Here is a 25,272-nt window from a genome sequence, read left to right on the forward strand (position 1 = left end):
GCTGGCGACTGCGAACCGTTAACGGTGATCCGAGTTGTGTAATCCAGCCCGTTTTGCTTAAATGTTCGGTTGGTGATTATAAGTTATTCACCGCACTGAAGAATTTGAACGCGTGCTGACGGTTGATCCTCGCCGCTAGCGCAGATGCGGATAATGTGAGAGCAGACATATGCAAGAGATCGTCAAAGGTTTTCTGAATTTCCAACAGAATGTGTTCCCTGAAAGGAAGGATCTTTTCAAAAGTCTGGCGTCAAACCAGAATCCCAAAGCGCTGTTTATCTCCTGCTCAGACAGCCGTCTGGTGCCGGAACTGGTGACCCAATCCGAGCCTGGCCAGCTGTTCGTGATCCGTAACGCCGGTAATATTGTACCGCCGTTTGGTCCAGAACCGGGCGGTGTCTCCGCAACCATCGAATACGCGGTTGTCGCTCTGGGCGTCACTGAAATCATCATTTGCGGTCACTCAAACTGTGGTGCCATGAATGCGATTGCCTCCAATGCCGATCTGGAAAGCATGCCTGCGGTCGATCACTGGTTGCACTACGCCAATGCAGCGAAAGCCGTGGTGGAAGAGCGCAACTACGAAGCGGTGGAAACCCGTCTCAGAGAGATGGTGAAAGAGAACGTCATTGCCCAACTGCACAATATCAAAACACACCCTTCAGTTGCGGTGGCGCTGCGTAAAGGCAAAGTGCGCCTGCATGGGTGGGTTTATGATATTGAGAGCGGCGGAATTATTGCCCTGACCAAAGGCGGTGATTCCTTTATTTCGCTTTCAGAAAACCCGGAAACGCACTTCGAGTAATACGGCTAACCACCTGCTATGCAGGTGGTTTTTTCATCACACCCTGAGAATAAATCCCGCCAAAGCGCAGCATGCCCTCTACACTTGAGAAGCCACTACTTCCTATAAGGGCCTTCTCATGCGATTTCGTCTTTATATTCCTGCATTAACGCTCGCCATGCTGGCGGTTGGATGTACCTCTCATGTTGCCGATAAACAACAGTTTTCAGGATTTCTGGGCGACTACAGTCAGTTAAAGTCTGAACAATCACCGAGTGGTAAGCCGACATTGCGCTGGATCTCACCGGATTATCACAGCGCGAACTACACCAACGTGGTGTTTGAACCGGTGGTTTACTATCCTGCCGCGCGTCCGACTGAACGCATCAGCCAGCAGACCCTGGATCAAATTCGTCAATACACCGATAGTCAGCTAAAACGGGCTGTTGCAGAGCGTAAGCCGGTAGTCGCAAAACCGGGTGCGCGTACGTTGCGCGTGAAGAGCGCAATTACTGCGGTAACGGCGGAAAACGAAGGGATGCAGTTCTATGAAGTGGTGCCGATTGCGGCGGTCGTCGCCAGCACCATGGCAGCAACCGGCCACCGCACCCAGAACAGCGCGCTGTTCCTTGAAGTGGAAGCGGTCGATGCCCAGACCGGTAAGCCAATGATCAAAGTCGTACGTAAGGCCTTTGGTAAATCACTGCCTAACAACACGACGCCAATCACCCTCAACGATGTGCGCTCAGGCATCGATGAAATGGTGCGTGATGTGGTGGCCTTTTCCGCTCCTTAGTCCTGTCGCCCGGCTTCAGGTCGGGCTTAATGTTTTGTAAATCCTGCACATCCTTTCTTACGGGCTGACTACCCTTAACGGCAGACCGTGATAAAGGAGATTCCCCCATGCGTTTACTGCCTGTCGCGCTGTTGCTTGGCGCATTAAGTTATGCCCATTCGACCCTGGCTGCCGATGTCCAGGTTGAGGTATTGCAGGACAAACTCGACCATCCCTGGTCGGTGGCTTTTCTGCCTGACAATCAGACATTGTTAATCACGGAACGCTCCGGGCAATTGCGCAGTTGGCAGCCAGGCAAAGGGCTATCGCAGCCCATCAGCGGCGTGCCGAAAGTGTGGGCGAATCGCCAGGGTGGCTTACTGGATGTGGTTTTGGCACCGGATTTCACCCAGAGCCGTCGCGTGTGGCTCAGCTACACCACGGCAGATGCTGAGGGGCGAGCGGGCGGTGTGGTCGGTTATGGCCGTCTCAGCGACGATAACCGTCAGTTGAGCGACTTCAAGGTGGTGCTGGAGCAAACACCGAAGCTCTCCAGCGGCGCGAATATCGGCACCCGGCTGGCGTTTGATGCACAGGGGTTTCTCTACATTGCGTTTGGCGACAACTTTTCCAGTCTTAGCGCCCAACAACTCGACAAGCTATCTGGAAAAATCGTGCGTTTAACGCAGAACGGCGCTATCCCGGCGGATAATCCTTTTGTGCAGCGCAAAGATGCGCGTGCAGAAATCTGGTCCTACGGCATGCGCAATCCGCAGGGATTAGCTTTCAATCCGTGGACGCAGCAGATGTGGGAGAGTGAACACGGCCCGCGCGGCGGCGATGAAGTGAATATTCCGCAGAAAGGCAAAAATTACGGCTGGCCGTTGGCCACCTACGGCATCGATTACAGCGGTCAGAAAGTGCCGGAAGCGCAGGGCACGCACGTTGCCGGCACGGAACAACCGCAGTTCTGGTGGAAAGTGTCACCGGCCATCAGCGGGATGGCGTTTTACAACAGCGCACGTTTCCCACAGTGGAAAAATTCGCTGTTTATCGGCGCGCTGAAGGAAAAAAGTCTGATTCGCCTGCGGGTGAACGGTGAGAAAGTGGTTGAAGAGCAGCGATTGCTGGAGGATCGCGGTGAACGCATTCGTGATGTGCGTCAGGGGCCGGATGGTTATCTGTATGTCCTCACCGATGAAGCCAACGGCAAGCTGCTGAAAGTAGGGCTGGCGGAACCCGCCAGCGCCTCACGCGGTTAACTTAACGAACCCAGTTGCACACTTCCCAACCGCGCTGCTGTGCTTGCTCCAGCAGCAGCGCATTAGGGTTGATCACCCAGGCGTGATCGGCGTGCGTCAGCAACGGCATATCGTTCATGGAATCGCTGTAAGCCCAGGTCCGCTCAAAACGTTGATCCTGTTGCAAAGCTTTCCAGTCGCTCAGGCGGGTGACTTTCCCTTCACGATAGGTTGCAGTGCCGTAAATCTGGCCGCTGTAGCGCTCATCTACCACTTCCACGCCAATCGCCAGTGCGCCGTTCACGCCCAGACGCTGCGCTATCGGCACTGCCAGATGATCGCCGCTGGCGGTAATGATCATCACGGTGTCGCCGCGCTGCTGATGCCAGTTAATGCGCTCCCGTGCAGCGGGGAAGACGCGTGGCAAAATATCGCGATGGATAAAACGCCGCACCCAACCCTCAACCGTCAGGGTCGCCATGCCGGCTAGAGGGGAAAGCGTGGTGTTCATATACTCTTCAATCGACAGAGTGCCGGCATGGTATTTCGCCATGAGCGCCTGTTCCTGAGAGATGAGTGCTTCGGGGGCAAATCCCTGTGAGACCAGCCAGCGCAGCCACAGGCTGGTACTATCTTCACAAATCAGGGTTTCGTCCAGATCGAAAACGGCTAAGTCCATCGTGGTTCTCCTCGGGCTGATTGGCATCAGGTTAACGGAATTTTGTGACTGGCTTAACCATTCTGCGAAAAATCGGAATTTCACTCACTTTTTCCACTACGGCTTAACCGCAAAAGTGGCAGCGCGCCGGGGTTGGTGCCAGGGTTACTCTAATAAACTCTATAAAACTTTACGGTTGGACGGTTTTGTTCGCAGGTGGTAAGCGTGTAGCTTTTAATAAGACATGTCTTACCTGCTAGAAAACCATGATTTAACAAGGACAATCTGGTCACGCTCATGAGAAAAAATTCCGTCAATTCTGCATTGCGGCCGCTGGCTGCCACTTCATTATTAGTGCTTTTCCTTCCCGTCACCACTCAGGCTGAACAGGCGCCTGCGGCACCTCAAATTGAGGCCAAGGCCTGGGTTTTAATGGACTACAACAGCGGGAAAGTATTGGCCGAGTCCAATGCCGACCAGCGGTTGGATCCTGCCAGTCTCACCAAAATGATGACCAGCTATGTCGTTGGTCAGGCGTTAAAATCCGGCAAGATCCATAACGATGATATGGTCACCATTGGCCAGGATGCGTGGGCAACCGGCAACCCAAAACTGCGTGGCTCATCGCTGATGTTCCTCAAACCCGGCGATCGCATTCCGGTTTCTGAACTCAATAAGGGCGTGGTGATTCAGTCAGGCAATGATGCCTGCATCGCGCTGGCCGATTATGTCGCCGGTAGCCAGGACTCGTTCATCGGTCTGATGAACAACTACGTTAAAGCGTTTGGATTACAAAACACCCACTTTATGACCGTGCACGGTCTGGATGCCGAAGGGCAATACAGCACTGCACGCGATATGGCGATCATCGGCCAGCGTCTGATTAGCGATGTGCCTGAAGAGTATGCGTTAAACAGCGAGAAAGAGTTCACCTTTAATCACATCAAACAGATGAACCGAAACCGCCTGCTGTGGAGCAGCAACCTGAAGGTGGACGGAATTAAAACCGGGCATACCTCAGGCGCGGGTAATAACCTGGTGGCGTCCGCGGTCGACGGAGATATGCGTCTGATTTCGGTAGTACTCGGCACGCAAACCGATGCGATTCGTTTTCGTGAAAGTGAGAAGCTGCTCACCTGGGGTTTCCGCTTTTACGAAACCGTGACACCGATAAAAAGCGATAAACCCTTTGCTCAGCAGCGTGTGTGGTTTGGTGAGCAGAGTCAGGTCAATCTCGGGGTAGCGAAAGATGCGGCGATCACCGTTCCGAAAGGGCAGATGAAAAATCTCAAAGCCAGCTTCACCCTGAATTCCCCGCAGCTGGAAGCACCTCTGGAGAAGAATCAGGTGGTGGGAACCATTGATTTCCAGCTGGATGGCAAAACCGTGGATCAGCGTCCGCTGGTGGTGATGGAAGCGGTGCCGGAAGGCGGATTTATTGGCCGTATCTGGGATTTCATCATGATGAAATTCAATGGCTGGTTCGGGAAGTGGTTTAACTAATGAATAGGATGGCGGCCGGTAAAGCCGCCATCCCGATTACCCGCGAATCCAGCCTTTCTTAATCGGCATGGCGAATAACGCGCGATAAACCTGATGGGTGAAAGCCAGCATGCGTTCGCCATACAGCTGCCACGCCATATGTGAAGCCAGACAGCCCAGCATCCCCACCAAAATCCACCCAGCATATCCATTGGCCAATGCACGCCAAGATAAACCCGTGACCAGGCGATGGCACTGCCCACCGCCAGCAAGATCACGCCAGACCACAAGCGATGCCAGCAGATAAACGCCAGTGCAAAGGTGAAAATAGTGGTGCCATGATCGCTGGGATAAGAGTCATCGGCGGCGTGCGCCAGGAATTGATGGCCAAAGCCAATAGCAAACGGGCGCGGATGAGGCAGCAGTTGGCCCACGCACCAGGAGATAGTCAGCGCATAAATCAGCGCCATACCGGTTTCAATACCAACGCACGTTGCGACTGCACCTGCTCGCGCGGGCCCCACAGCCACAATGCCACAATCAGCAACGGGACAATGGCAATCACATCTTTAGCAATAAAGGTTGCCAGGTTAATCAACCACTGCGGTGAATCCGCCGTGGCGTTCATCCATAAAAAGAGACTATGGTTGAGCGCTTCCATCACGTTTAATTTTCCTCATCTTGTCTACCCAAAAAGAAACACCGGCAAAAATCAGCACCTGGCTCAGCCACACCCACCATCCTGACCACAGATTGTGAGAGAAGAAGTGGGCACCGCGCATCACCTGTCCGTATCCCATCAGCAAGCCCACAGCGATACCGAACAACAGTGCTAAGACGGCGCGGCGTGGACGCTCGGGCCACCACAGGAAGAACAGCGCCATCAACGCAAAGCCGCTCGACGCGTGACCGCCTGGGAAGCACTGCCCCGGACCGCTCAGCGCAGGCGTGGGATCCAGCAGTACAAAGCTGGCGGCCTTGCCGCCAAACATCGCCAAATCCCACGGGCAGGAGTGCGCGCTATGCGCCTTGAGAATGCCCACCACCAGCGGCCCAAGGCCAAACAGCAGGGCCACCAGCACGCGGCGGCCATCTCGCTGCTGCGCACCACGCAACAACATCAACACCGCACCCGCAATGATCACATCCTTAAACAGGCGATGATTGATCAGGTCCAGCCAACGATTGTGCTGCAATGGGAATGTCTGCGTCTGTGGGTCAAACCACCGCTGGCTGATAGCGATATCGAGGCCTTCGTGGCGTGACCACCACAGGAACACCAGTGCCGAAATTGCCAGTAAAATAAAGTTGATAGCGTAAAAGCGTCGCGACAAACAATAAATAGTCGGGCTCTTAATCTTATCGCGGGTTGTTGGAGTGTTTAACTTTGATGAAAGTTGCATGAATGTTTAAAAATAGCGAAACCAGAATCGCAGGGTCGCAATTTACGCTTAGGAGAACCTTAAGCGGCGGGCATTTCAGGCATAAAAAAACCCGCAAGTCAGTGACCGGCGGGCTCCACAATTTGGGGATTTCAAAGAAAAGCAGTGGCACTTATTCAGACTGCGCCCCAATTAGAAAGTTCTGAACGCGGTAAAATATTTTTAAAAAGGCAAAAGCGGCCAAATTATCACAATAAGCGTGCCGGCGAGCGTCAGCAAAACGTTAGCGATCGCATAAGTTCCTGCATAGCCCAGTGCCGGAATGCTACTGCGGGCAGTATCGCTGATGATCTCCATAGCCGGTGCACAAGTGCGCGCGCCCATGATGGCACCAAACAGCAGCGCACGGTTCATGCGCAGCACGTAGGCGCCAAACAGATAGCAAATCACCACCGGAATCAAACTCACCAGCAGGCCGCTGAGCAACATCAAGGCACCCGCGCTGCCAAGGCCGTGCTGCAGACCGCTGCCAGCGCTCAGGCCGACACCCGCCATAAACACCATCAAACCGAACTCTTTCACCATGGTCAGTGCACCCTGCGGGATGTAGCCGAAGGTCGGATGGTTCGCGCGCAGGAAGCCCAGCATGATACCCGCGAACAGCAAACCGGCGGCGTTACCGATGCCAAAGCTGAAGTTGCTGAACTGGAAGGTGATCATGCCGATCATCAACCCGATGATAAAGAAGGCGCAGAAGGCCAGCAGATCGGTCATCTGACTGTGAATCGCGATAAAGCCGATGCGATCCGCCAGGCTTTTCACGCGGCGCGCTTCACCACTCACCTGCAACACATCGCCTTTGTTCAGCATGATGCTGTCATCAATCGGCATCTCAATCTGGCTGCGAATCACCCGATTAAGGAAGCAACCGTGATCGGTGAGTTTTAGATGGCTCAGGCGCTTATTCACCGCGTTGTGGTTCTTCACCACAATCTCTTCGGTGACGATGCGCATGTCGAGCAAATCGCGGTCGAACACCTCTTTGCCGTTACGAAAGCTGGCATCGAGGCGTGCATGCGCGTCGGGATAGCCCACCAGCGAAATTTCATCGCCGAGTTGCAGCATCGCATCCCCATCCGGGCTGGCGAGAATACCGTTACGGCGTAGGCGTTCAATGTAGCAGCCGGTCTGACGGTGAATACCCAGCTCGCGCAGGTTTTACCGTCACTCCATTCCACCAATTCCGGGCCGACGCGATAGGCGCGGATCACCGGCAAGAACACTTTGCGCTGGCTGTCGGCATCCAGACCGCGCTCCCGCGCAATTTGCTGCGCGCAGGTTGGTAGATCCTGATGTTGCAGGCGAGGCAGATAGCGAGCGCCAAAGATCAGGCTGACCAGACCAATCAAGTAGGTAAGGGCATAACCCAGGCTGAGGTTATCCTGCATCATGTTGAGCTGATGGCTGTCACTGATACTTTGCCGCAGCGTGTCACCCGCGCCGACCAGCACCGGTGTGGAGGTCATGGAACCGGCCAGCATGCCCGCCGTGAGGCCAATATCCCAGCCGAAGGCTTTGCCAAGTCCCAACGCCACTAACAGGGCGCTGACCACCATGACAATGGCAAGAAGGAAGTAGTTTTTACCGTCGCGGAAAAAGATCGAGAAAAAGTTAGGTCCTGCTTCGACACCCACACAAAAAATAAACAACATAAAGCCGAGACTTAATGCGTCGGTATTTATCGCAAAATGCTGCTGACCTAAAATCAATGAAACAACGAGGACACCAATAGAATTACCGAGTTGGACGGATCCGAGACGTAATTTACCCAAGCAAAGCCCTAAGGCTAAGACGACAAATAATAACAGAACGTCATTTCCGCTTAACAATTCTGCGACGTTAATGTTCACGGTTTAACTTCTTCTTTACCTGTAACAAGTTGATGAAAGGGCCTTTTTTCGCTATCTTGTGGCAGCCGCAAGCGTCCTTGCCGCCAGGAAGGTGCAGACCATTATTAAAACGGCGTCATTCTAATCATAAATAACTTCCTCAGCTATCAGCAGTTTTCAATCCTTCTGCCAGCTGCTGTTTCTTTTTATTTCCACTTGTGCGCATCAGGGCTGTAAACGTTTCAATATTGTTAACGTGTAAGTTGAGGATGGTTATGTTGCAGCGCAATAATCGCTGGCCAGCATCGGTGCTGGGCGTCATGCTTTATACGCTGGTGTTTATTTTTGCACATCATTTTTGGGCGGTCGCCGCGGAACAAGCCGTCCGTGGACAGCCTGAATTATTGCTGTTTTTATTGCCAGGCATGCTCATGGCATTTCTGCAGCCGGATAGCCCGCTGATCGGCACGCTTTGGGTGGCCCTGACCGGGACGCTGCTGGGTATGGCGTGGATGTGGCTAACGGTGACGCAGATGCACAGCTGGCTGCTGATCGTAGCCTGGAGCCTAAGTGCGCTGTTTTGGGCAGGGTGCGGGGCGCTGGTGATCCGCCTGTTGCGGATTATGCTGGCAATGCGTGCGGAATAACGCCGGCAAAAACGGGCCCGCAGGCCCGTTTCATTATGCTTCTACACCCAGATTTTCTTTGGTCCAGGCAGCAAACTCGGTGTAACCACCGATATGCTGATCGTCGAGGAAAATCTGCGGCACGGTAGTCACCGGTTTGCCGGCACGCGCTTCCAGATCGGCCTTAGTGATGCCGGTCGCCTGGATATCGACGTACTGATAGTTGAAATCATCGCGCTCGCTGGTCAGCTTGGTGGCTAACTCTTTCGCACGTACGCAGTATGGGCAGCTTGAACGGCCAAAAATTACTGCAATCATTGCTTCTCTCCTTCCGCTGCTGTTTTGTGACCAGTTTCACATTACAGCGTGAATAATGGCTAACATCATGCCCGCCCATCCTGCTTAATTAAAGAAGAAAATGCCTGTTACTCTAATGCACACTGTCTATAGGCTTGCTATATAAAGACAGCTGAACAGATTGAAAAACTGAGGAAACATTGCATGCGTAATCTGGCCACTTTGCCTAAACCGATTTTGCTGCTGGAAGTGCTGGGCGTACTCACGGTGATTGGCGCCCTGCTGCTGGTGAACGACTGGATGACGGCGCCGGATTTTATGGCGAAAAAGTCGCTAGCAACGCTGCTGTTTTTCCTTGGCATCGCGCTAATGCTGCCTGCCGCATGGCTGATGATGTGGCGCACCGCGAAAGCGATGGCGCCACAGTTGTTCAATCACACCCATAAAAAGAAGTAACCGGAGAGGATTATGACGCCGACGATAGATTTACTGTGCAGCCACCGTTCCATTCGCGCCTTTACTGAGCAGGGCATTGATGATGCTCAGCGCAGCGCGATTATTGCTGCAGCGCAAGCGGCTTCGACCTCCAGCTTTCTGCAGTGCTCCTCCATTATTCGTATCACCGACCAGGAAAAACGTGAACAGCTGGTGCAGCTTACCGGTGGACAACCGTGGGTCAGCGCCGCCGCCGAATTTTGGGTATTTTGCGCCGACTTTAATCGCCATCAGCAAATCTGTCCTGATGCCCATCTTGGACGTGCGGAGCAACTGCTGCTGGGCTGTGTCGATACCGCACTGATGGCGCAAAATGCTATGGTTGCGGCGGAATCACTGGGACTGGGCGGAGTGTTTATCGGCGGTATCCGCAATAGCATTGCGCAGGTCACCGAATTACTGGAGCTGCCCCAGTTTGTGTTGCCGCTGTTTGGCTTCTGTATCGGCCATCCGGCTGCCGCGCCAGACGTGAAACCGCGTATGCCGCAGACGATGCTGGTGCATGAAAACCGTTATCAGCCGGTTGATAAGCGCGTGCTGGCCGAGTATGACAACCAAATCACCGCCTATTATCAGCAGCGTGACAGCAACCAGCGTTCGGAAAACTGGAGCGAACTGATTCAACGCCTGATCATTAAAGAAACGCGTCCGTTTATGCTGGATTATCTGCATCAACAAGGCTGGGCGACGCGCTAAGCACAAGGAACTCTGCAATGAAAATGGCCATTCTCACCCGCGATGGAACGTTGTATTCGTGTAAACGTCTGCGTGACGCCGCGGAAGAGCGTGGTCATCAGGTGCAGATGATCGATCCGCTCTCCTGCTACATGAATATCAATTCCGATTCCCCCGCCGTGCATTATCGTGGCGAAGCTCTGGGCCATTTTGATGCGGTGCTGCCGCGCATCGGCACCGCCACCACCTTTTATGGCACGGCGGTGCTGCGTCAGTTTGAAATGCTGGGCAGCTATCCCTTGAATGAATCAGTGGCCATCACCCGGGCGCGCGACAAGCTGCGTTCGTTGCAGCTGCTGGCGCGGGAAGGCATTGATATGCCGATCACCGGTTTTGCCTCCTCGCCTGATGACACTCAGGATGTGATTGCCATGGTGGGTGGTGCACCGCTGGTGGTGAAGCTGGTGGAGGGCACGCAGGGGATTGGGGTGGTGCTGGCGGAAACGCGCCAGGCAGCAGAAAGCGTGATCGATGCTTTTCGCGGACTCAACGCCCATATTCTGGTGCAGGAATTTATCAAAGAAGCGCAGGGACGCGACATTCGCTGCCTGGTGATTGGCAATGAAGTGGTGGCCTCCATCGAACGCATTGCCAAAGAGGGCGATTTTCGTTCCAATCTGCATCGCGGCGGCACCGCGCGCGTGGTCAGTATCACTGAGCAGGAGCGTGAAATCGCGGTGAAGGCGGCATCCACGCTCGGGCTGGAAGTGGCCGGTGTAGATATTTTACGCGCCAATCGCGGTCCGCTGGTCATGGAGGTCAATGCCTCGCCAGGCCTTGAGGGCATTGAGGGCACCACCGGTCTGGACATTGCTTCAATGATGATTAAGTGGGTAGAAGCGCACGCTTGCCCCGGCTATCGTCTTAAAACCGGGGGCTGAGCGCGCTTTTACGCGGTTTTCGTGGCATCAGATGCACTTTTTCCGTAAGCTAAGGCGCTTATTTCTTCACCCCACAGGACATAACGATGGATTCACTGGTCGTTCCTGACATCGACATCCTGCGTCGCTGGCTGGATCAACAAAATATCACCTGGTTCGAATGCGATGCCTGTCAGGCACTGCACCTGCCGCACATGCAGAATTTTGACGGGGTGTTTGATGCAAAAATCGACCTGGTGGACAACGTCATCCTCTTCTCGGCCCTGGCTGAAGTGAAACCCACTGCGCTGATCCCCCTGGTGGGCGATCTGTCGCAAATCAATGCCAGTTCGCTCACGGTGAAAGCCTTTATCGATATTCAGGATGACAATCTGCCCAAGCTGATTGTTTGCCAGTCGATCAGTACCACTGCCGGCTTAACCTTCGGCCAGTTCTCGCACTTTATGAAGCAAAGTGAAGAGGGCGTTTCCATGGTGATCATGGAAGCCTTTGCCAACAATCTTTTGATGGTGGGCGAAGAAGAAGAGGAACGACAGCCGAGTTCCAGCAGTCACGCCATGCTGCACTGAGTTACCCGCCTCGCTAACTGCCGCTTTTTGCGGCAGTTTTCATTTTCGCCCCACCACTTTTTATTCTGCATTTTGCCCTTTATTGCCAGATATTAGTCGTGCTTTATGCCACTAGTGCCAAAGCCCATAGCAGAAACATGCATAACTTATCGCAAAAAGGCGTTTTTTACGCTGGGATCTGGCACGCGTGAAGCTGGGGGGCTATTCTTGCGGGGCTGCTTGAGACGTGCAACCTCAGCACAACTATAGGTTTTTGCTATTAAACTCCCGCTGAATATTGATTCATTGTGTGTCTGTGATTAAACAGAAAAAACGCAACGACCGGATCGCGTGTATGCAGCGTTGTGATGACCCCCTCAGGAGGAAGTAAAACATGATCAACCAACGTAAAAAATGGTTGCCAGGTGTGGTTGCTGGTGTGCTGATGGCTGCGGCCGCAGGCGCTCAGGCAGAGGATAAAACGCTGCACGTATATAACTGGTCCGATTATATTTCGGCCGATACCGTGCCTAATTTTGAAAAGCAAACCGGCATCAAAGTGGTTTACGACGTCTTCGATTCCAACGAAGTGCTGGAAGGCAAGCTAATGGCCGGTTCAACCGGTTACGACGTTTTGGTGCCATCGTCCAGCTTCCTCGCGCGTCAGTTGCAATCTGGCGTGTTCCAGGAGCTGGATAAGAGCAAGCTGCCAAACTACAAAAACCTCGATCCTGATTTGATGGCGAAAGTCGCGCAACACGATCCGGGTAACAAATTCGCGATTCCGTATCTGTGGGGCACCACCGGTATCGGCTATAACGTTGAAAAAGTAAAAGCGGCGTTAGGCACTGATGCGCCAGTGAACAGCTGGGATCTGGTATTGAAACCAGAAAACCTGGAAAAACTGAAAAGCTGTGGTGTTTCCTTCCTCGATGCGCCGGAAGAGATTTTCGCCACCGTGCTGAACTACCTCGGCAAAGATCCGAACAGTTCTGATGCCAAAGATTACACCGGCGCCGCCACTGACCTGTTGCTGAAGCTGCGTCCAAACATCCGTTACTTCCATTCGTCTCAGTACATTAACGACCTGGCGAATGGCAACATCTGCGTGGCGATCGGCTGGTCTGGCGATATCCTGCAGGCGAAAGATCGTGCTGAGAAAGCCAACAACGGCGTGCATCTGGGCTACAGCGTGCCGAAAGAGGGTGCTTTGGCCTTCTTCGATATGATGGCGATTCCTAAAGATGCGAAAAATCTTGATGCCGCCTACCAGTGGCTGAACTACATCATGGATCCAAAAGTAATCGCGGATGTCTCCAACAAAATGAACTATGCCAACGGCAACAAGGCTTCACTGCCATTGATTAATGCCGATGTGCGCAACAATCCGGGCATCTTCCCAACGCCGGACGCGATGGCGAAACTGTTTGTGCTTAAAGTCCAGGATCCGAAACTGGATCGTGCGCGTACCCGTGCATGGACTAAAGTAAAAAGTGGTAAGTAATTCGTTCTAAACGAATTGATGACCTGTAACGACAACAGAGGCGCGGTGATGGCCTCTGTTGTGCCATTTCAGCGGCTGGTTGTGCCGCGCTACCCCGCTTAGCGCCGGAGAAATGTTAGTGAACGACGCGATTCCCCGCCCCCCAAATAAAACGGCTAAGGCGTTAACGCCGCTGCTGGAAATTCGCAACCTGACCAAATCTTTTGACGGCCAGCACGCCGTGGATGATGTCAGCCTGACCATTTATAAAGGCGAGATTTTTGCCCTGCTCGGTGCATCCGGCTGCGGTAAATCGACCTTGCTGCGCATGCTGGCGGGCTTTGAGCCACCGACCAGCGGGCAGATTGTGCTGGATGGGCAAGACCTGTCGCACGTTCCGCCATATCAGCGCCCGATCAATATGATGTTCCAGTCTTACGCGCTGTTCCCGCACATGACGGTGGAACAGAACATCGCCTTTGGACTGAAGCAGGATAAATTGCCGAAAGGCGAAATCAGCAGCCGCGTGGCTGAGATGCTGACGCTGGTGCACATGCAAGAGTTTGCTAAGCGTAAGCCGCATCAGCTTTCTGGCGGCCAGCGTCAGCGAGTGGCGCTGGCGCGTAGCCTGGCGAAACGCCCTAAACTGCTGCTGCTGGATGAACCGATGGGCGCGCTGGATAAGAAACTGCGCGACCGCATGCAGCATGAAGTGGTGGATATTCTGGAGCGCGTCGGCGCGACCTGCGTGATGGTGACGCACGACCAGGAAGAAGCCATGACCATGGCCGGCCGTATTGCCATCATGAACCGTGGCAAGTTCGTGCAGATTGGTGAGCCAGAAGAGATTTACGAGCATCCCACCAGCCGTTACAGCGCCGAATTTATTGGCTCGGTCAACGTGTTTGATGGCCTGTTGCGTGAGCGTGCGGAAGATGGCGTGGTGATTGATGCGCCGGGCCTGGTGCATCCGCTAAAAGTGCAGACCGATGTGTCCATTATCGATAACGTGCCGGTGCACGTTGCACTGCGTCCTGAGAAAGTGATGCTGTGCGAAGACGTCCCGGCAGATGGCTGCAACTTTGCCGTGGGTGAAGTGGTGCATATCGCTTATCTCGGTGACCTGTCGATTTATCACGTTCGCCTGCGCAGCGGTCAGATGATCAGTGCGCAATTGCAGAATGCCCATCGCTATCGCAAAGGTGCGCCAACATGGGGTGATGAAGTTCGCCTGTGTTGGGAAGCCGATAGCTGTGTGGTTCTGACGGTTTAAGGAGGCGTAATGAGCCAGATTTCTCAACGCAGCGAACCTGAAGTGGTGGGTACACCGTTGCAGCGCTGGGGCACGCGCATGAAAATGCTGCATGGCCGCAAGCTGGTGATCGCCTTGCCGTATCTGTGGCTGATCCTGCTGTTTTTGCTGCCGTTCCTGATCGTGCTGAAGATCAGTTTCGCCGATATTGCGCGCGCCATTCCGCCATACACCGATTTGGTTACCTGGGCCGATGACCAGCTCAATCTGGTGCTGAATCTCGATAACTACATCACGCTCACTGACGATCCGTTGTATGCCGAAGCCTATCTCACTTCGTTGAAAGTGGCGGGGATCTCCACGGTAATCTGTTTGCTGATAGGTTATCCGCTGGCGTGGGCAGTGGCACACAGTAAGCCTTCGATGCGCACCATTCTGCTGTTGCTGGTGATTCTGCCATCGTGGACATCGTTCCTGGTGCGCGTCTATGCGTGGATGGGCTTGCTGAACAACAACGGCATTCTCAACCGCTTCCTGATGTGGCTGGGTGTCATCGACCATCCTCTGGTGATCCTTTACACCAATACCGCGGTGTATATCGGTATTGTTTATTGCTATCTGCCGTTTATGGTGTTGCCAATCTATACCGCGTTAACCCGCATCGATTACTCGCTGGTGGAAGCGTCGCTGGATCTGGGCGCGCGTCCGCTGAAAACCTTCTTTAATGTGATTGTGCCACTGACCAAAGGCGGCATTATTGCTGGTTCGATGCTGGTGTTTATCCCGGCGGTGGGGGAATACGTGATCCCTGAATTGTTGGGAGGCCCGGACAGCATCATGATTGGCCGTATCCTGTGGCAAGAGTTCTTCAATAACCGTGACTGGCCGGTAGCCTCAGCGCTGGCGGTGATCATCCTGTTGATTTTGATTCTGCCGATCATCTGGTTCCACAAGCATCAAAACCGCGATTTGGGAGAGCAGGAATGAATCAGTTACCGACCATTCGCTCTCCGTGGCGTACGGCGATTTTGGTCGCATGCTTTATGTTCTTGTACGCGCCGATGCTGCTGCTGGTGGTTTACTCCTTTAACAGCTCGCAACTGGTGACCGTGTGGGAGAGCTTCTCGTTCCACTGGTACAAAGTGCTGTTCCAGGACGATGCGATGCTGGATGCCGTTGGTCTCAGCCTGACCATCGCCGCGCTCTCCGCCACCATGGCGGTGGTGCTCGGCACGATGGCGGCGGTGATCATCGTGCGCTTTGGCCGTTTCCGTGGGCACAGCGGTTTTGCGTTTATGCTCACCGCACCGCTGGTGATGCCGGATGTGATCACCGGGTTGTCACTGCTGCTGCTGTTTGTGGCGATGGGTAACACCTTTGGCTGGCCGAGCGATCGTGGCATGCTCACCATCTGGCTGGCGCACGTGACTTTCTGTACCGCGTATGTGGCGGTGGTGATCAACTCCCGCTTGCGCGAGCTGGATCGCTCAATTGAAGAAGCGGCGATGGATCTTGGCGCGACACCGTTAAAAGTGTTCTTCGTGATTACCGTGCCAATGATCGCGCCAGCGATTGTGACCGGCTGGCTGCTGGCCTTTACGCTGTCGCTGGACGATCTGGTGATTTCCAGCTTCGTTACCGGTCCAGGAGCGACTACGCTGCCGATGGCGATCTTTGCCACCGTGCGACGCGGCGTCAATCCAGAGATCAATGCGTTAGCCTCATTGATTCTGTTTGTGGTCGGATTGGTTGGATTTATCGCCTGGCGCTTTATGGCGCACGAAGAAAAGCAACGTTTACGCGATATTCAGAAAGCTAAACGTGGCTGAAACTCGTAACATTTGCCACTATAAGCAAGGCTGGCGTTGCCAGCCTTTTCTTATGGAGCCTGGTCGATGTCGGAAACCTTTAAACCCTCAATGTTATCTTCAACGCCCGCAGCGGTAACGGTGGCAGGTATTGCTATCATTGCCACCCGCTGTCTCAGCGTGCTGATGCTGGCCAATGAGCTGGGGTACGATGAAATCGCCAATTTTGTCCATCGTAGTGCGCAAGCCTGGGACTCCACCCTGATTTTTATCGCCAGCCAGCTGATTTTTCTGTTTTGAACTGCGCTGCGCGTTTACCCTGATGCGTGGCAACAATCGCGGTCGCTGGGGTTATGTCGTCACGCAAGTGATTGTGCTGGCTTATATGCTGATGGCGTCAGTGGGTTGGATCTACCCCGAGATCTTCAGTATTCCCGGAGAGACCAACGCGGAAATTATTCACCACACGTTGCTGCAGAAAGTGCCGGATGTGCTGGTGTTACTGCTGCTGTTTGTACCGGCCAGCAGTCGCGCTTTTTTCCGCGCCCGGTGATACAATCTGCCCCCGATTTTTCTCCCGATTTTCAATACAGGCCTCACCATGCATTGCGCGCTTTATGATGCCGGTCGCTGTCGTTCATGTCAGTGGCTGGAAAAACCCTATCCGCAACAGCTCAGTGATAAGCAATCATTGCTTGAGCAGTTGCTGGCACAGATGCCCGTGGCTGAATATTTATCGCCAGTGACGTCTGCGCAACAAGGGTTTCGCAATAAAGCCAAAATGGTGGTGAGCGGCAGCGTTGAGCGGCCGATTTTCGGCATGCTGGCACGTGATGGCGAACCGATTGATCTGTGCGATTGCCCGCTGTATCCCGCCAGCTTCGCGCCAGTATTCGAGGTGCTGAAACCCTTTATTGCCCGCGCTGGATTGACACCCTACAACGTGGCGCGAAAACGCGGCGAGCTGAAATTCCTGTTACTCACCGAGAGTTCGCAAGGCGGCATGATGCTGCGCTTTGTGCTGCGTTCCACCAGCAAGCTGGAGCAACTGCGTGCAGCCTTACCGTGGTTGCAGCAGCAGTTGCCGCAGCTGACAGTGATTTCCACCAATATCCAACCGGTGCATATGGCGATTCTGGAAGGGGATGAAGAGATTGCTTTGACGCCGGATCAGGCGCTGGCCGAGCGTTTCAATCAGGTGCCACTTTACATTCGTCCGCAAAGTTTCTTTCAGACCAACCCGCAGGTCGCCGCTGATTTGTATGCCACCGCGCGTGATTGGGTAGCAGAGCTGCCGGTGACCAGTATGTGGGATCTGTTCTGCGGTGTGGGTGGCTTCGGCTTGCACTGCGCCACGCCTGAGATGCAGCTGACCGGTATTGAGATCAGTGCGGAAGCGATTGCTTGTGCACAGCAGTCTGCAAAACAGTTAGGGCTTGATAAGGTAAGTTTCGCCGCGCTGGATTCTACTCAGTTCGCCACCTCGCGTGAGCAGGTGCCACAACTGGTATTGGTTAATCCGCCACGTCGCGGTATTGGTGCTGAGCTGTGTGCTTATCTTAGTGAGATGGCGCCGGACTACATTCTCTATTCGAGCTGTAATCCCAGCACGATGGCGCAGGACATTGCGCGTCTGGCGGATTATGCGGTGAGCCGCGTCCAGCTGTTTGATATGTTCCCGCACACTGCACACTTTGAAGTGCTGACGTTACTGATTAAGAAGGGTGGAGCCGCGTAGCCGCCGCCTGAACTGAGGACATGCAGAACCTGTCAGGTTGCACGCCACGCCGCTCCATAATGCTTATTCCGGGAACCACTTCTGATTGATTTGCTGCCAGGTGCCATCGGCTTTCAGGGCCACCAGCGCGTCATTCATCTCTTTCAGCAGCGTTGCATTGCCCTTACGAACCGCAATGCCCAATCCGGTGCCAAAGTATTCGGTATCGGTGATGTGCTCGCCCACCGCGCTAAGATCGTCGTTGGCCTTCAGCCACTGATTCACGACCGCGCTATCGCCAAACACGCCGTTCAGGCGACCATTTTTCAGATCGAGAATCGCGTTCTGGTAGCTGTCATAGGCTACGGCGATCACCTCTGGATGCTTCTCCAGCAGGTATTTCTGATGCGTGGTGCCATTTTCCACGCCAACGCGCTTCCCTTTTAGCTGGCTGAAGTCACTGAACTGACCTTTGTGCGCAATCACAATCGCGGAGTTAGCGTAGTATGGCTGAGTGAAATCGACCTGTTTGCTGCGCTCGGCGGTGATATCCATGCCAGAGATGACCGCATCATAACGACGGAATTTCAGCGAGGGGATAAGGCTGTCAAACGCGTTATTGTTGAAGGTGCAATCCGCTTTCATTTGCTGGCATAACGCTTTCGCCAGATCGATATCGAAGCCAACGATTTGGTTGTCGTGGTCGAGGGATTCAAACGGGGGATAGGTCGCAGAAGAGGCGAAGCGGATTTTTTCCGCCGCATAAGCATTCATTGCCAGTGTTGCAAGCGCAGCTGCAACAATCCATTTTTTCATTATATAACTCCTGTAAACCATGCCAGAGATGGAACGGGTTACACGATGCCAGTAAATGAATTTATATGCAATAAATATGATTAAAAATTTGAATGAGGCGCACCGAAGCGCGCCGTTTGAAATTAATTCCGTTGTTCAAACGCCAGTGCCCGTTTCTCGATCAGGCGCATCATCAGCGTCAGTAAACCGTTCACCACCAGATAAATCAGGCCAGCCGCCGCATACACCGTGACATCGTAAGTGCGTCCATACAGCATCTGCCCATGCCCCATAACCTCCATCAGCGTAATGGTGTACGCCAGCGAGGTGCTCTTAAATACCAATACGACTTCATTGGAGTAAGAGGAGAGGGCGCGTTTAAATGCATACGGCAGCAAAATGCGCAGGGTATCTTTACGGTTCATGCCCAGAGCGGCGCAAGACTGCCATTGCCCGGACGGAATGGCGCGTACTGCACCGTAGAACAACTGCGTGGTGTAAGCCGCGCTGTTAAGCGACAGCGCGAGCAGCGCACATAGCCAGGGCTGCGACAGCAGATGCCATAACCACGGCACGTTCTGAATGCTGGGAAACTGGCCGGGGCCATAATAAATCAGGAAGATTTGCACCAGCAGCGGCGTGCCGGTGAACACCGTGATATAGCCTTTCACCAGCCAGTTCAGCACCGGGACTTTCAGGGAGAGCACGATGGTACACAGTAGCGCCAATACCAGTGCGGCAATCAGTGATGCCACCGTCAAGGTCAGACTGGTGTGCAGCCCTTTGAGCAGTTCGGGTAAGTATTCCAGCATGCGTCAGGCCCCTCGCTCGAAACGCGTGGTGCGCGATTCAATACGGCGCAGCACCGCCTGACTGAACAGCGTAATTATCAGGTAAATAGCCGCCGCCACCAGATACCAGGTGAACGGTTCCTGCGTGCGCGTAGCAATGCTTTTGGTCTGCTGCATCAAATCATTCACGCTAATCAACGACACCAGCGCGGTATCCTTCAGCAGCACCAGCCACTGGTTGCCAAGACCCGGCAGGGCATGACGCCACATCTGCGGCATGATCAGGCGGAAGAAAATCACCGATTTCTTCATGCCTAATGCCTGACCGGATTCCCACTGACCGACCGGCACCGCTTTCAACGCGCCGCGCAGTGTTTGTGAAGCATAGGCGGAATAGAGCATCGCTAAGGCAATTACGCCGCACAGGAATGGGCTGACATCGAAGTTTTCAATCTGTACCTGCACCGGAATGCTGAACAGGCCGAAGTTGATGTGGAAGCCGTCAGAGAGCGTCAGCAATAGCTGCGACGCGCCGAAATAGATAAACAGCACCACCAGAATTTCAGGCAAGCCGCGAATCAGCGTCACCAGCACGGTACCAACCCATGCCAGCGGCTTCCAGCGCACGGTTTCCCAGCCAGCAAAAATCATCGCCAGCACAAGGCCGGCGATCAGTGCACAAACAGCAAGGCCGACGGTCATGCCGGCGGCGCTTGCGAGTGGGATCATTTCATTCATCAGGAATTACTGCTGGAACCATTTGTTGTAGATGGTTTTGTAGGTGCCGTCAGCTTTGATCTTCTCCAGTGCGGTGTTGAACTTGCCCTGCAGATCGGTATTGCCCTGACGGACCGCGATACCCAAACCGGTACCGAAGTAATCTTTATCCGTGACTTTTTCACCCAGTGGGGCGAGATTGGCATTCTGCTTCAGCCACTCGTTTACCACCGCCGTGTCACCGAATACCGCATCGATGCGGCCATTTTTCAGATCCAACACCGCATTCTGATAGCTGTCATAAGGCACAACGGTGATGTCGCTGTGTTTGTCAGACAGGTATTTCTGATGCGTAGTGCCGTTCTGCACGCCGACACGCTTGCCTTTCAACGCGCTGACATCAGCCAGTTTGCCTTTCTGCGCAATGAAAATGGCAGAGTTGTCGTAGTAAGGCTTAGAGAACAGCACCTGCTTTTCACGCTCTGGCGTGATGTCCATACCCGCCATCACCGCGTCAAAACGACGGAATTTAAGGCTGGGGATCAGGCTATCAAATGCCTGGTTGGTGAAAGTACAGGTCGCATCGATCTCTTTACACAGCGCATTGGCCAGATCGACATCGAAGCCCTGAATCTTGTTGTCAGAGTCGACAAACTCAAACGGAGGATAGGACGCTTCGGTGGCAAAACGCAGGGTCTGCGCAGCAGAAGCGCTCAGGCTCAGACTGGCAAGCAGTGCAGCAAGTACGACTTTTTTCATTAGATGCATCCTGACTTAGTGCGATAGATAATGTGCAAACGCTTCGGTTTGCGGCTGTGTAAAGTGGCTGGCATCGCCTTGCTCAACGATATGACCGTTCTCCATGTACACCACACGGCTGGCGGTTTTACGCGCCACTTCAACTTCATGGGTGACAATCACCTGAGTGATCTGCGTCTGCGCCAGCTCACGAATGATGCTGACGATCTGCGCGGTGATTTCGGGATCGAGTGCGGCGGTAGGTTCGTCAAATAACAGCACCTGCGGCTCCATCATCAGCGCTCGGGCAATCGCCACGCGCTGTTGCTGGCCACCAGAGAGGTGCAGCGGGAATCGATCGGCAAATTGCGTCAGGCGCAGGCGATCCAGCAATTTATCGGCACGTGCACGCGCGGCTTCTTTGCTAAGACCGAGCACGCGACACGGCGCTTCAATCAGGTTCTGCACCACGGTGAGATGCGGCCACAGATTGTATTGCTGAAACACCATGCCCACGTTTTGACGTAGTTCACGGATCGCGTTATCTGACGGCGCTTTGCTGAAGTCAAAATGGTTTCCGGCAATCTGCAGGCTACCGGAACGCGGCTGCTCCAGCAGATTGAGGACGCGCAGGAGCGAACTTTTACCCGCGCCACTCGGCCCGAGCAACACCAGCGTCTCTCCCTGCGGACATGCCAGGTTGATATCGAACAGTGCCTGATGGGCACCGTAAAAACAGTTAATGGCGTTTAGTTGAATACTCATGCGCAAAATATGAATAGTAATTAGTGCCGCGAATCTTAACGTCACCAGAATAGTTATGCAAATGTGGTGGGTTAAAATTTATTAAACAGCAGTGAAGTCCCAAAAGCGTAGCACAATATCGGGCAGTTCAAGGCCGAAAAGGGCCCAGCCGCAACAAGGGGATGAGAAAAAATTAACAAAAAACGCCGCAAAGATGCGGCGCGCTTAAGTTTGAAACTGAGTGTTGTAAAAGTGAGCGGTTATTTCTTCTCTTCCAACAGTTGGCTGAGCGATCCACCCCCGGCGTGCGGCACTTCGCCGACGTAGCGAATATCATCCACGGCCCAGCAGGTCCCTTCCTTAATCATCAACACTTCGTCGTGCCAGCTTTTACCCTCGCGGTTCAACGCTACCCGTAGCGGGATATTGCGTGCATCGCGGTTCGGGATGGTTGAGGCGCTGGCAACATCCGCGGAGGTTGGGCCCTGAGCAAGGCTGGAGAACAGATCGCCCTGGCTCCACGAGGCAGGCTTACTGCTCTGCGAGCTGGCACTCAGCAGTTTTTGATACAGGCGATCGCTCAGGTAAGGGCGATATTTTGCCAGGGTGCTGCTATTAGGTAACCCCTGAGTGGGCTGGCTAATGCGTAAATCGTAAAACTGCTGGGCGACGCTGTCTGGACCGCCATCGACACAACTGGCAGTGCGCGGTCCGTTATCCTTGATCACCGGTTCAACGGTGGTACAGGCACTCAGCAGCAACGCAGCGGGAACAAGCAGCGCAAAGGCATTGTTTCTCATCTCGATTTCCTTATTGTTCACTGGCAAAGCGCCATTTTTAACATAGAGTATAGTCTTGCTTTTACGCCGTACGAGCTGTACCCGTCATGCAGGTGCGTCGGCCGCACGCATTCGCCCGAATCACTTACCGGAGTAAGCTCATCGGGAGTCACTTGTTTGCCGCCTTCCTGCCTCTTGAATTATTGAGGGTACAAATTGACCTCACTCAAACAAGGAGACCGCGATGAAATTTTCCACCACGCCCACGTTAGAAGGGCACAGCATCACTGAATATTGCGGTGTGGTTACCGGTGAAGCGATTCTCGGGGCCAATATTTTCCGTGATTTCTTCGCCGGTATTCGCGATATCGTTGGCGGCCGTTCCGGTGCTTATGAAAAGGAGCTGCGCAAAGCACGGCAGATCGCCTTTGAGGAACTGGAAGAGCAGGCTAAAGCGCTGGGCGCAAATGCGGTTGTCGGCATCGACATCGATTATGAAACCGTGGGCAAAGACAGCAGCATGCTGATGGTGAGCGTCACCGGTACCGCAGTGATTATTCGCTGATGCGCCTTGCTGTTCTGCTGGCGCTGGCGTTTTTTATTGAGTGCCTGTCAGTCGTCTGTTGAGCCGCGCCACGGCTACTGGGTGGATACGGCACATCCGGCGCAGGGCGCGCGGCCTCGCATTAAAGTGGTGGTGATCCACTATACCGCCGAGGATTTGCCTTCCTCGCTGGCGACGCTGACCGATCGTGAAGTCAGTGCCCACTATTTAATCCCGCAGCAGCCCGCGCAGAAAAGCGGTCAGGGCGTAATTTGGCAACTGGTGCCGGAGAGCGAACTGGCGTGGCATGCCGGACCCAGCTTTTGGCGCGGCGCGACGCGCATCAATGACACCTCAATCGGCATTGAGATCGTCAATCGTGGCTACACGCGGACATTAACTGGTGTGGAGTGGCAGCCGTTTACGCCAGCGCAAATCAGCGTGTTGGTGGCGCTGGTGAAAGATATCACGCAGCGTTATGCCATCACGCCTGAAAATCTGGTGGGGCACAGCGACATTGCGCCGCAGCGTAAACAGGATCCTGGCCCACTATTCCCGTGGCAGCAGTTGGCCGAACAAGGGTTGGGCGCATGGCCCGATCACGCCACGGTGCAGCGCTATCTCAATGGGCGCGCTGCTGATGCTCCCATCGATCAGGCCGAACTGCTGGGGGCGCTCCAGCGTTATGGCTATGACGTGGCTGCTGCCGATACCCCACAAATGCAGCGTAAGCTGATTGCGGCGTTTCAGATGCACTTCCGTGCGCGGGATTATCGAGGCATCGCCGATGCAGAAACGCTGGCGATAGCTCAGGCGCTGCTGGCGAAATACGGTGCGGCGCAGTGATGAGATGGTGTATGACATCGCCGATGCAGAAATGCTGGCGATAGCTCGGACGCTGCTGGCGAAATACGGCGCAGGCAGTGAAGAGCCGGTGTATGACATCGCCGATGCAGAAATGCTGGCGATAGCTCGGGCGCTATTGGCGAAATACGGTGCGGCTGAAGTTGGGGCGCGCGTTGGTGAGCTTATGGACGGCCCGAAGGCCGTCCCAGCAAGGCAACCTGCGCTCTGTTAAGCCAGAAACGCCTGCCAGTGAGCAACCAGACGTTGTAAGTCCTGACGGCTGACATCGAGATGGGTGGCAATACGCGTCACCGGGCCCACGCTCATCAGCACATCGCCGGAGTGCATCCAGCTTTTCAGTGCGTCAACCTGATCCGCCGGTACTTTCACAAACAGCATATTGGTGTGCTGATTCAGTACCTCAACACCAATGGCGCTGAGCTGTTCAGCCAGCCATGCGGCATTGTCATGATCCTCTTTCAGGCGCGTGACGTTGTGCTTCAGCGCATACAGACCCGCTGCCGCCAGAATCCCCGCCTGACGCATGCCGCCGCCGGTCATCTTGCGCCAGCGACGCGCCTGCTCAATGTAGGCTTCATCACCACACAACAGTGAACCCACCGGTGTGCCCAGCCCTTTGGACAGACAAATGGTCAGCGTATCGCAGAATTGGGCGATATCTTTCAGCTCAACATTTTGCGCCACCACCGCGTTGAAAATGCGTGCGCCATCAATGTGCAGTGCCAGTTTGCGTTCGCGCGTCAGGTTCCATGCTTGCTCCAGATAGCTGAGCGGCAGCACTTTGCCGTGATGGGTGTTCTCCAGGCTCAGCAGGCGCGTACGGGCGAAGTGGATGTCATCCGGCTTAATGGCCGCAATGATATCGGTCAGCGGCAGCGAGCCATCTTCAGCATGTGAAATCGGCTGTGGCTGGATGCTGCCCAGCACCGCCGCACCGCCGGCTTCGTATTTATAATTATGCGCCTGCTGACCAACAATATACTCATCGCCGCGCTGGCAGTGGCACAACAGCGCAACCAGGTTGGCTTGGGTTCCGGTGGGGAAGAACAGCGCATCCGCTTTCCCGCTCAAACGCGCGGCTTCGACTTCAAGGGCATGGACAGTGGGATCATCGCGATAGACATCATCGCCAGTTTCGGCGGCCATCATCGCATCCAGCATGGCGGCACTTGGGCGGGTTACGGTATCACTGCGTAAATCGATCACATTGCTCTCCTGAAACAAAAAAGCGGGCTGAGCGCCCG

The 25,272-nt window shown here is 54.3% G+C and carries 27 protein-coding genes and 3 pseudogenes; 18 read left to right on the top strand and 12 right to left on the bottom strand.

The features are described from left to right. Nucleotides 1-169: 169 nt before the first annotated feature. From HA45_RS08435 to HA45_RS08445, 3 genes are all read left to right on the top strand, one after another. Nucleotides 170-805, top strand: coding sequence for a carbonic anhydrase (locus HA45_RS08435; RefSeq protein ID WP_100702537.1), 636 nt, complete (start codon nt 170-172; stop codon nt 803-805). Nucleotides 806-923: 118 nt separating this feature from the next. Next, complete coding sequence (locus HA45_RS08440; protein WP_100702538.1) at nt 924-1,580, top strand: DUF3313 domain-containing protein; 657 nt, start codon at nt 924-926, stop codon at nt 1,578-1,580. Nucleotides 1,581-1,687: 107 nt separating this feature from the next. Further along, nucleotides 1,688-2,821, top strand: a complete 1,134-nt coding sequence (locus HA45_RS08445; protein ID WP_100702539.1) for a PQQ-dependent sugar dehydrogenase — start codon at nt 1,688-1,690, stop codon at nt 2,819-2,821. 1 nt (nt 2,822) lies between these two features. Here the strand turns inward: HA45_RS08445 and HA45_RS08450 are convergent, their stop codons facing one another. Further along, on the bottom strand, nt 2,823-3,479 hold the full coding sequence (locus HA45_RS08450; protein WP_100702540.1) for an HAD family hydrolase: 657 nt from the start codon (nt 3,477-3,479) through the stop codon (nt 2,823-2,825). A gap of 276 nt (nt 3,480-3,755) precedes the next feature. On the opposite strand from HA45_RS08450, the gene HA45_RS08455 reads away from it, so the two are divergent. Then, nucleotides 3,756-4,961: a serine hydrolase gene (locus HA45_RS08455; protein WP_100702541.1), complete on the top strand. Its 1,206-nt coding sequence runs from the start codon at nt 3,756-3,758 to the stop codon at nt 4,959-4,961. Nucleotides 4,962-4,997: 36 nt separating this feature from the next. On the opposite strand, the pseudogene ybjG reads toward HA45_RS08455, so the two are convergent. The 3 genes and pseudogenes from ybjG to HA45_RS08470 all read right to left on the bottom strand — a co-directional run bounded on the left by ybjG (nt 4,998) and on the right by HA45_RS08470 (nt 8,232). Next, a pseudogene (gene ybjG, locus HA45_RS08460) lies at nt 4,998-5,601 on the bottom strand (undecaprenyl-diphosphate phosphatase). Further along, nucleotides 5,582-6,343, bottom strand: coding sequence for a phosphatase PAP2 family protein (locus HA45_RS08465; protein WP_100702543.1), 762 nt, complete (start codon nt 6,341-6,343; stop codon nt 5,582-5,584). The pseudogene ybjG and the gene HA45_RS08465 overlap by 20 nt, the downstream one beginning before the upstream one ends. A 201-nt stretch (nt 6,344-6,544) precedes the next feature. After that, nucleotides 6,545-8,232 (bottom strand): annotated as a pseudogene (locus HA45_RS08470) (aspartate:alanine antiporter). 254 nt (nt 8,233-8,486) lie between these two features. On the opposite strand from HA45_RS08470, the gene ybjM reads away from it, so the two are divergent. Continuing rightward, nucleotides 8,487-8,858, top strand: a complete 372-nt coding sequence (gene ybjM / locus HA45_RS08475) for an inner membrane protein YbjM (protein ID WP_100702545.1) — start codon at nt 8,487-8,489, stop codon at nt 8,856-8,858. A gap of 33 nt (nt 8,859-8,891) precedes the next feature. Here the strand turns inward: ybjM and HA45_RS08480 are convergent, their stop codons facing one another. Further along, nucleotides 8,892-9,155 carry a GrxA family glutaredoxin gene (locus HA45_RS08480; protein WP_034820748.1) on the bottom strand — a complete coding sequence of 88 codons (264 nt, stop codon included), beginning with the start codon at nt 9,153-9,155 and terminating at the stop codon, nt 8,892-8,894. 183 nt (nt 9,156-9,338) lie between these two features. On the opposite strand from HA45_RS08480, the gene HA45_RS08485 reads away from it, so the two are divergent. The 10 genes and pseudogenes from HA45_RS08485 to rlmC all read left to right on the top strand — a co-directional run bounded on the left by HA45_RS08485 (nt 9,339) and on the right by rlmC (nt 18,074). Next, complete coding sequence (locus HA45_RS08485) at nt 9,339-9,590, top strand: DUF1418 family protein (protein WP_100702546.1); 252 nt, start codon at nt 9,339-9,341, stop codon at nt 9,588-9,590. Nucleotides 9,591-9,602: 12 nt separating this feature from the next. After that, nucleotides 9,603-10,325 carry an oxygen-insensitive NADPH nitroreductase gene (nfsA, locus tag HA45_RS08490; RefSeq protein ID WP_100702547.1) on the top strand — a complete coding sequence of 241 codons (723 nt, stop codon included), beginning with the start codon at nt 9,603-9,605 and terminating at the stop codon, nt 10,323-10,325. Between the two features lie 17 nt (nt 10,326-10,342). Beyond that, nucleotides 10,343-11,245 carry a 30S ribosomal protein S6--L-glutamate ligase gene (rimK, locus tag HA45_RS08495; protein WP_100702548.1) on the top strand — a complete coding sequence of 301 codons (903 nt, stop codon included), beginning with the start codon at nt 10,343-10,345 and terminating at the stop codon, nt 11,243-11,245. An 86-nt stretch (nt 11,246-11,331) separates the two neighbouring features. Next, nucleotides 11,332-11,814, top strand: a complete 483-nt coding sequence (locus tag HA45_RS08500; RefSeq protein WP_034820718.1) for a YbjN domain-containing protein — start codon at nt 11,332-11,334, stop codon at nt 11,812-11,814. Nucleotides 11,815-12,187: 373 nt separating this feature from the next. Further along, on the top strand, nt 12,188-13,297 hold the full coding sequence (potF, locus tag HA45_RS08505) for a spermidine/putrescine ABC transporter substrate-binding protein PotF (protein WP_100702549.1): 1,110 nt from the start codon (nt 12,188-12,190) through the stop codon (nt 13,295-13,297). A gap of 118 nt (nt 13,298-13,415) precedes the next feature. Further along, nucleotides 13,416-14,549, top strand: coding sequence for a putrescine ABC transporter ATP-binding subunit PotG (potG, locus tag HA45_RS08510; RefSeq protein ID WP_157811640.1), 1,134 nt, complete (start codon nt 13,416-13,418; stop codon nt 14,547-14,549). Between the two features lie 9 nt (nt 14,550-14,558). Beyond that, nucleotides 14,559-15,515: a putrescine ABC transporter permease PotH gene (gene potH, locus HA45_RS08515; RefSeq protein ID WP_100702551.1), complete on the top strand. Its 957-nt coding sequence runs from the start codon at nt 14,559-14,561 to the stop codon at nt 15,513-15,515. After that, nucleotides 15,512-16,357 carry a putrescine ABC transporter permease PotI gene (potI, locus tag HA45_RS08520; RefSeq protein WP_100702552.1) on the top strand — a complete coding sequence of 282 codons (846 nt, stop codon included), beginning with the start codon at nt 15,512-15,514 and terminating at the stop codon, nt 16,355-16,357. Before potH ends, potI begins: the two co-directional genes overlap by 4 nt. 66 nt (nt 16,358-16,423) lie before the next feature. Next, nucleotides 16,424-16,889: pseudogene (locus tag HA45_RS08525) on the top strand (YbjO family protein). Nucleotides 16,890-16,937: 48 nt separating this feature from the next. Beyond that, complete coding sequence (rlmC, locus tag HA45_RS08530) at nt 16,938-18,074, top strand: 23S rRNA (uracil(747)-C(5))-methyltransferase RlmC (protein ID WP_100702554.1); 1,137 nt, start codon at nt 16,938-16,940, stop codon at nt 18,072-18,074. Between the two features lie 63 nt (nt 18,075-18,137). Here rlmC and artJ (HA45_RS08535) read toward each other — a convergent pair whose 3' ends face one another. The 6 genes from artJ (HA45_RS08535) to HA45_RS08560 all read right to left on the bottom strand — a co-directional run bounded on the left by artJ (HA45_RS08535) (nt 18,138) and on the right by HA45_RS08560 (nt 22,638). Beyond that, a complete protein-coding gene (gene artJ / locus HA45_RS08535) occupies nt 18,138-18,869 on the bottom strand; it encodes an arginine ABC transporter substrate-binding protein (RefSeq protein ID WP_100702555.1) in 732 nt (243 codons plus the stop codon). 122 nt (nt 18,870-18,991) lie between these two features. Next, on the bottom strand, nt 18,992-19,660 hold the full coding sequence (gene artM / locus HA45_RS08540) for an arginine ABC transporter permease ArtM (RefSeq protein WP_100702556.1): 669 nt from the start codon (nt 19,658-19,660) through the stop codon (nt 18,992-18,994). A gap of 3 nt (nt 19,661-19,663) precedes the next feature. Next, nucleotides 19,664-20,377, bottom strand: coding sequence for an arginine ABC transporter permease ArtQ (artQ, locus tag HA45_RS08545; RefSeq protein WP_100702557.1), 714 nt, complete (start codon nt 20,375-20,377; stop codon nt 19,664-19,666). 6 nt (nt 20,378-20,383) lie between these two features. Beyond that, complete coding sequence (gene artJ, locus HA45_RS08550; protein WP_100702558.1) at nt 20,384-21,115, bottom strand: arginine ABC transporter substrate-binding protein; 732 nt, start codon at nt 21,113-21,115, stop codon at nt 20,384-20,386. A 15-nt stretch (nt 21,116-21,130) separates the two neighbouring features. After that, nucleotides 21,131-21,859, bottom strand: coding sequence for an arginine ABC transporter ATP-binding protein ArtP (gene artP / locus HA45_RS08555; protein ID WP_100702559.1), 729 nt, complete (start codon nt 21,857-21,859; stop codon nt 21,131-21,133). 239 nt (nt 21,860-22,098) lie between these two features. Beyond that, on the bottom strand, nt 22,099-22,638 hold the full coding sequence (locus HA45_RS08560; protein WP_100702560.1) for a lipoprotein: 540 nt from the start codon (nt 22,636-22,638) through the stop codon (nt 22,099-22,101). A gap of 223 nt (nt 22,639-22,861) precedes the next feature. Between HA45_RS08560 and HA45_RS08565 the strand changes: the two genes are divergently transcribed. From HA45_RS08565 to HA45_RS08575, 3 genes are read left to right on the top strand one after another with little or no spacing between them, the layout of a single operon-like run. Continuing rightward, nucleotides 22,862-23,182: a heavy metal-binding domain-containing protein gene (locus tag HA45_RS08565; protein WP_100702561.1), complete on the top strand. Its 321-nt coding sequence runs from the start codon at nt 22,862-22,864 to the stop codon at nt 23,180-23,182. Nucleotides 23,183-23,218: 36 nt separating this feature from the next. Continuing rightward, nucleotides 23,219-24,007: an N-acetylmuramoyl-L-alanine amidase gene (locus HA45_RS08570; RefSeq protein ID WP_280174504.1), complete on the top strand. Its 789-nt coding sequence runs from the start codon at nt 23,219-23,221 to the stop codon at nt 24,005-24,007. Continuing rightward, on the top strand, nt 23,994-24,239 hold the full coding sequence (locus HA45_RS08575; RefSeq protein WP_128598913.1) for a hypothetical protein: 246 nt from the start codon (nt 23,994-23,996) through the stop codon (nt 24,237-24,239). Before HA45_RS08570 ends, HA45_RS08575 begins: the two co-directional genes overlap by 14 nt. On the opposite strand, the gene ltaE is transcribed toward HA45_RS08575, so the two are convergent. Further along, nucleotides 24,236-25,234 carry a low-specificity L-threonine aldolase gene (gene ltaE / locus HA45_RS08580; protein ID WP_100702564.1) on the bottom strand — a complete coding sequence of 333 codons (999 nt, stop codon included), beginning with the start codon at nt 25,232-25,234 and terminating at the stop codon, nt 24,236-24,238. The two genes, HA45_RS08575 and ltaE, sit on opposite strands and share 4 nt — an antisense overlap. Nucleotides 25,235-25,272 lie beyond the last annotated feature (38 nt).

It is taken from the genome of Pantoea rodasii (assembly GCF_002095465.1).
GTDB lineage: Bacteria > Pseudomonadota > Gammaproteobacteria > Enterobacterales > Enterobacteriaceae > Pantoea > Pantoea rodasii.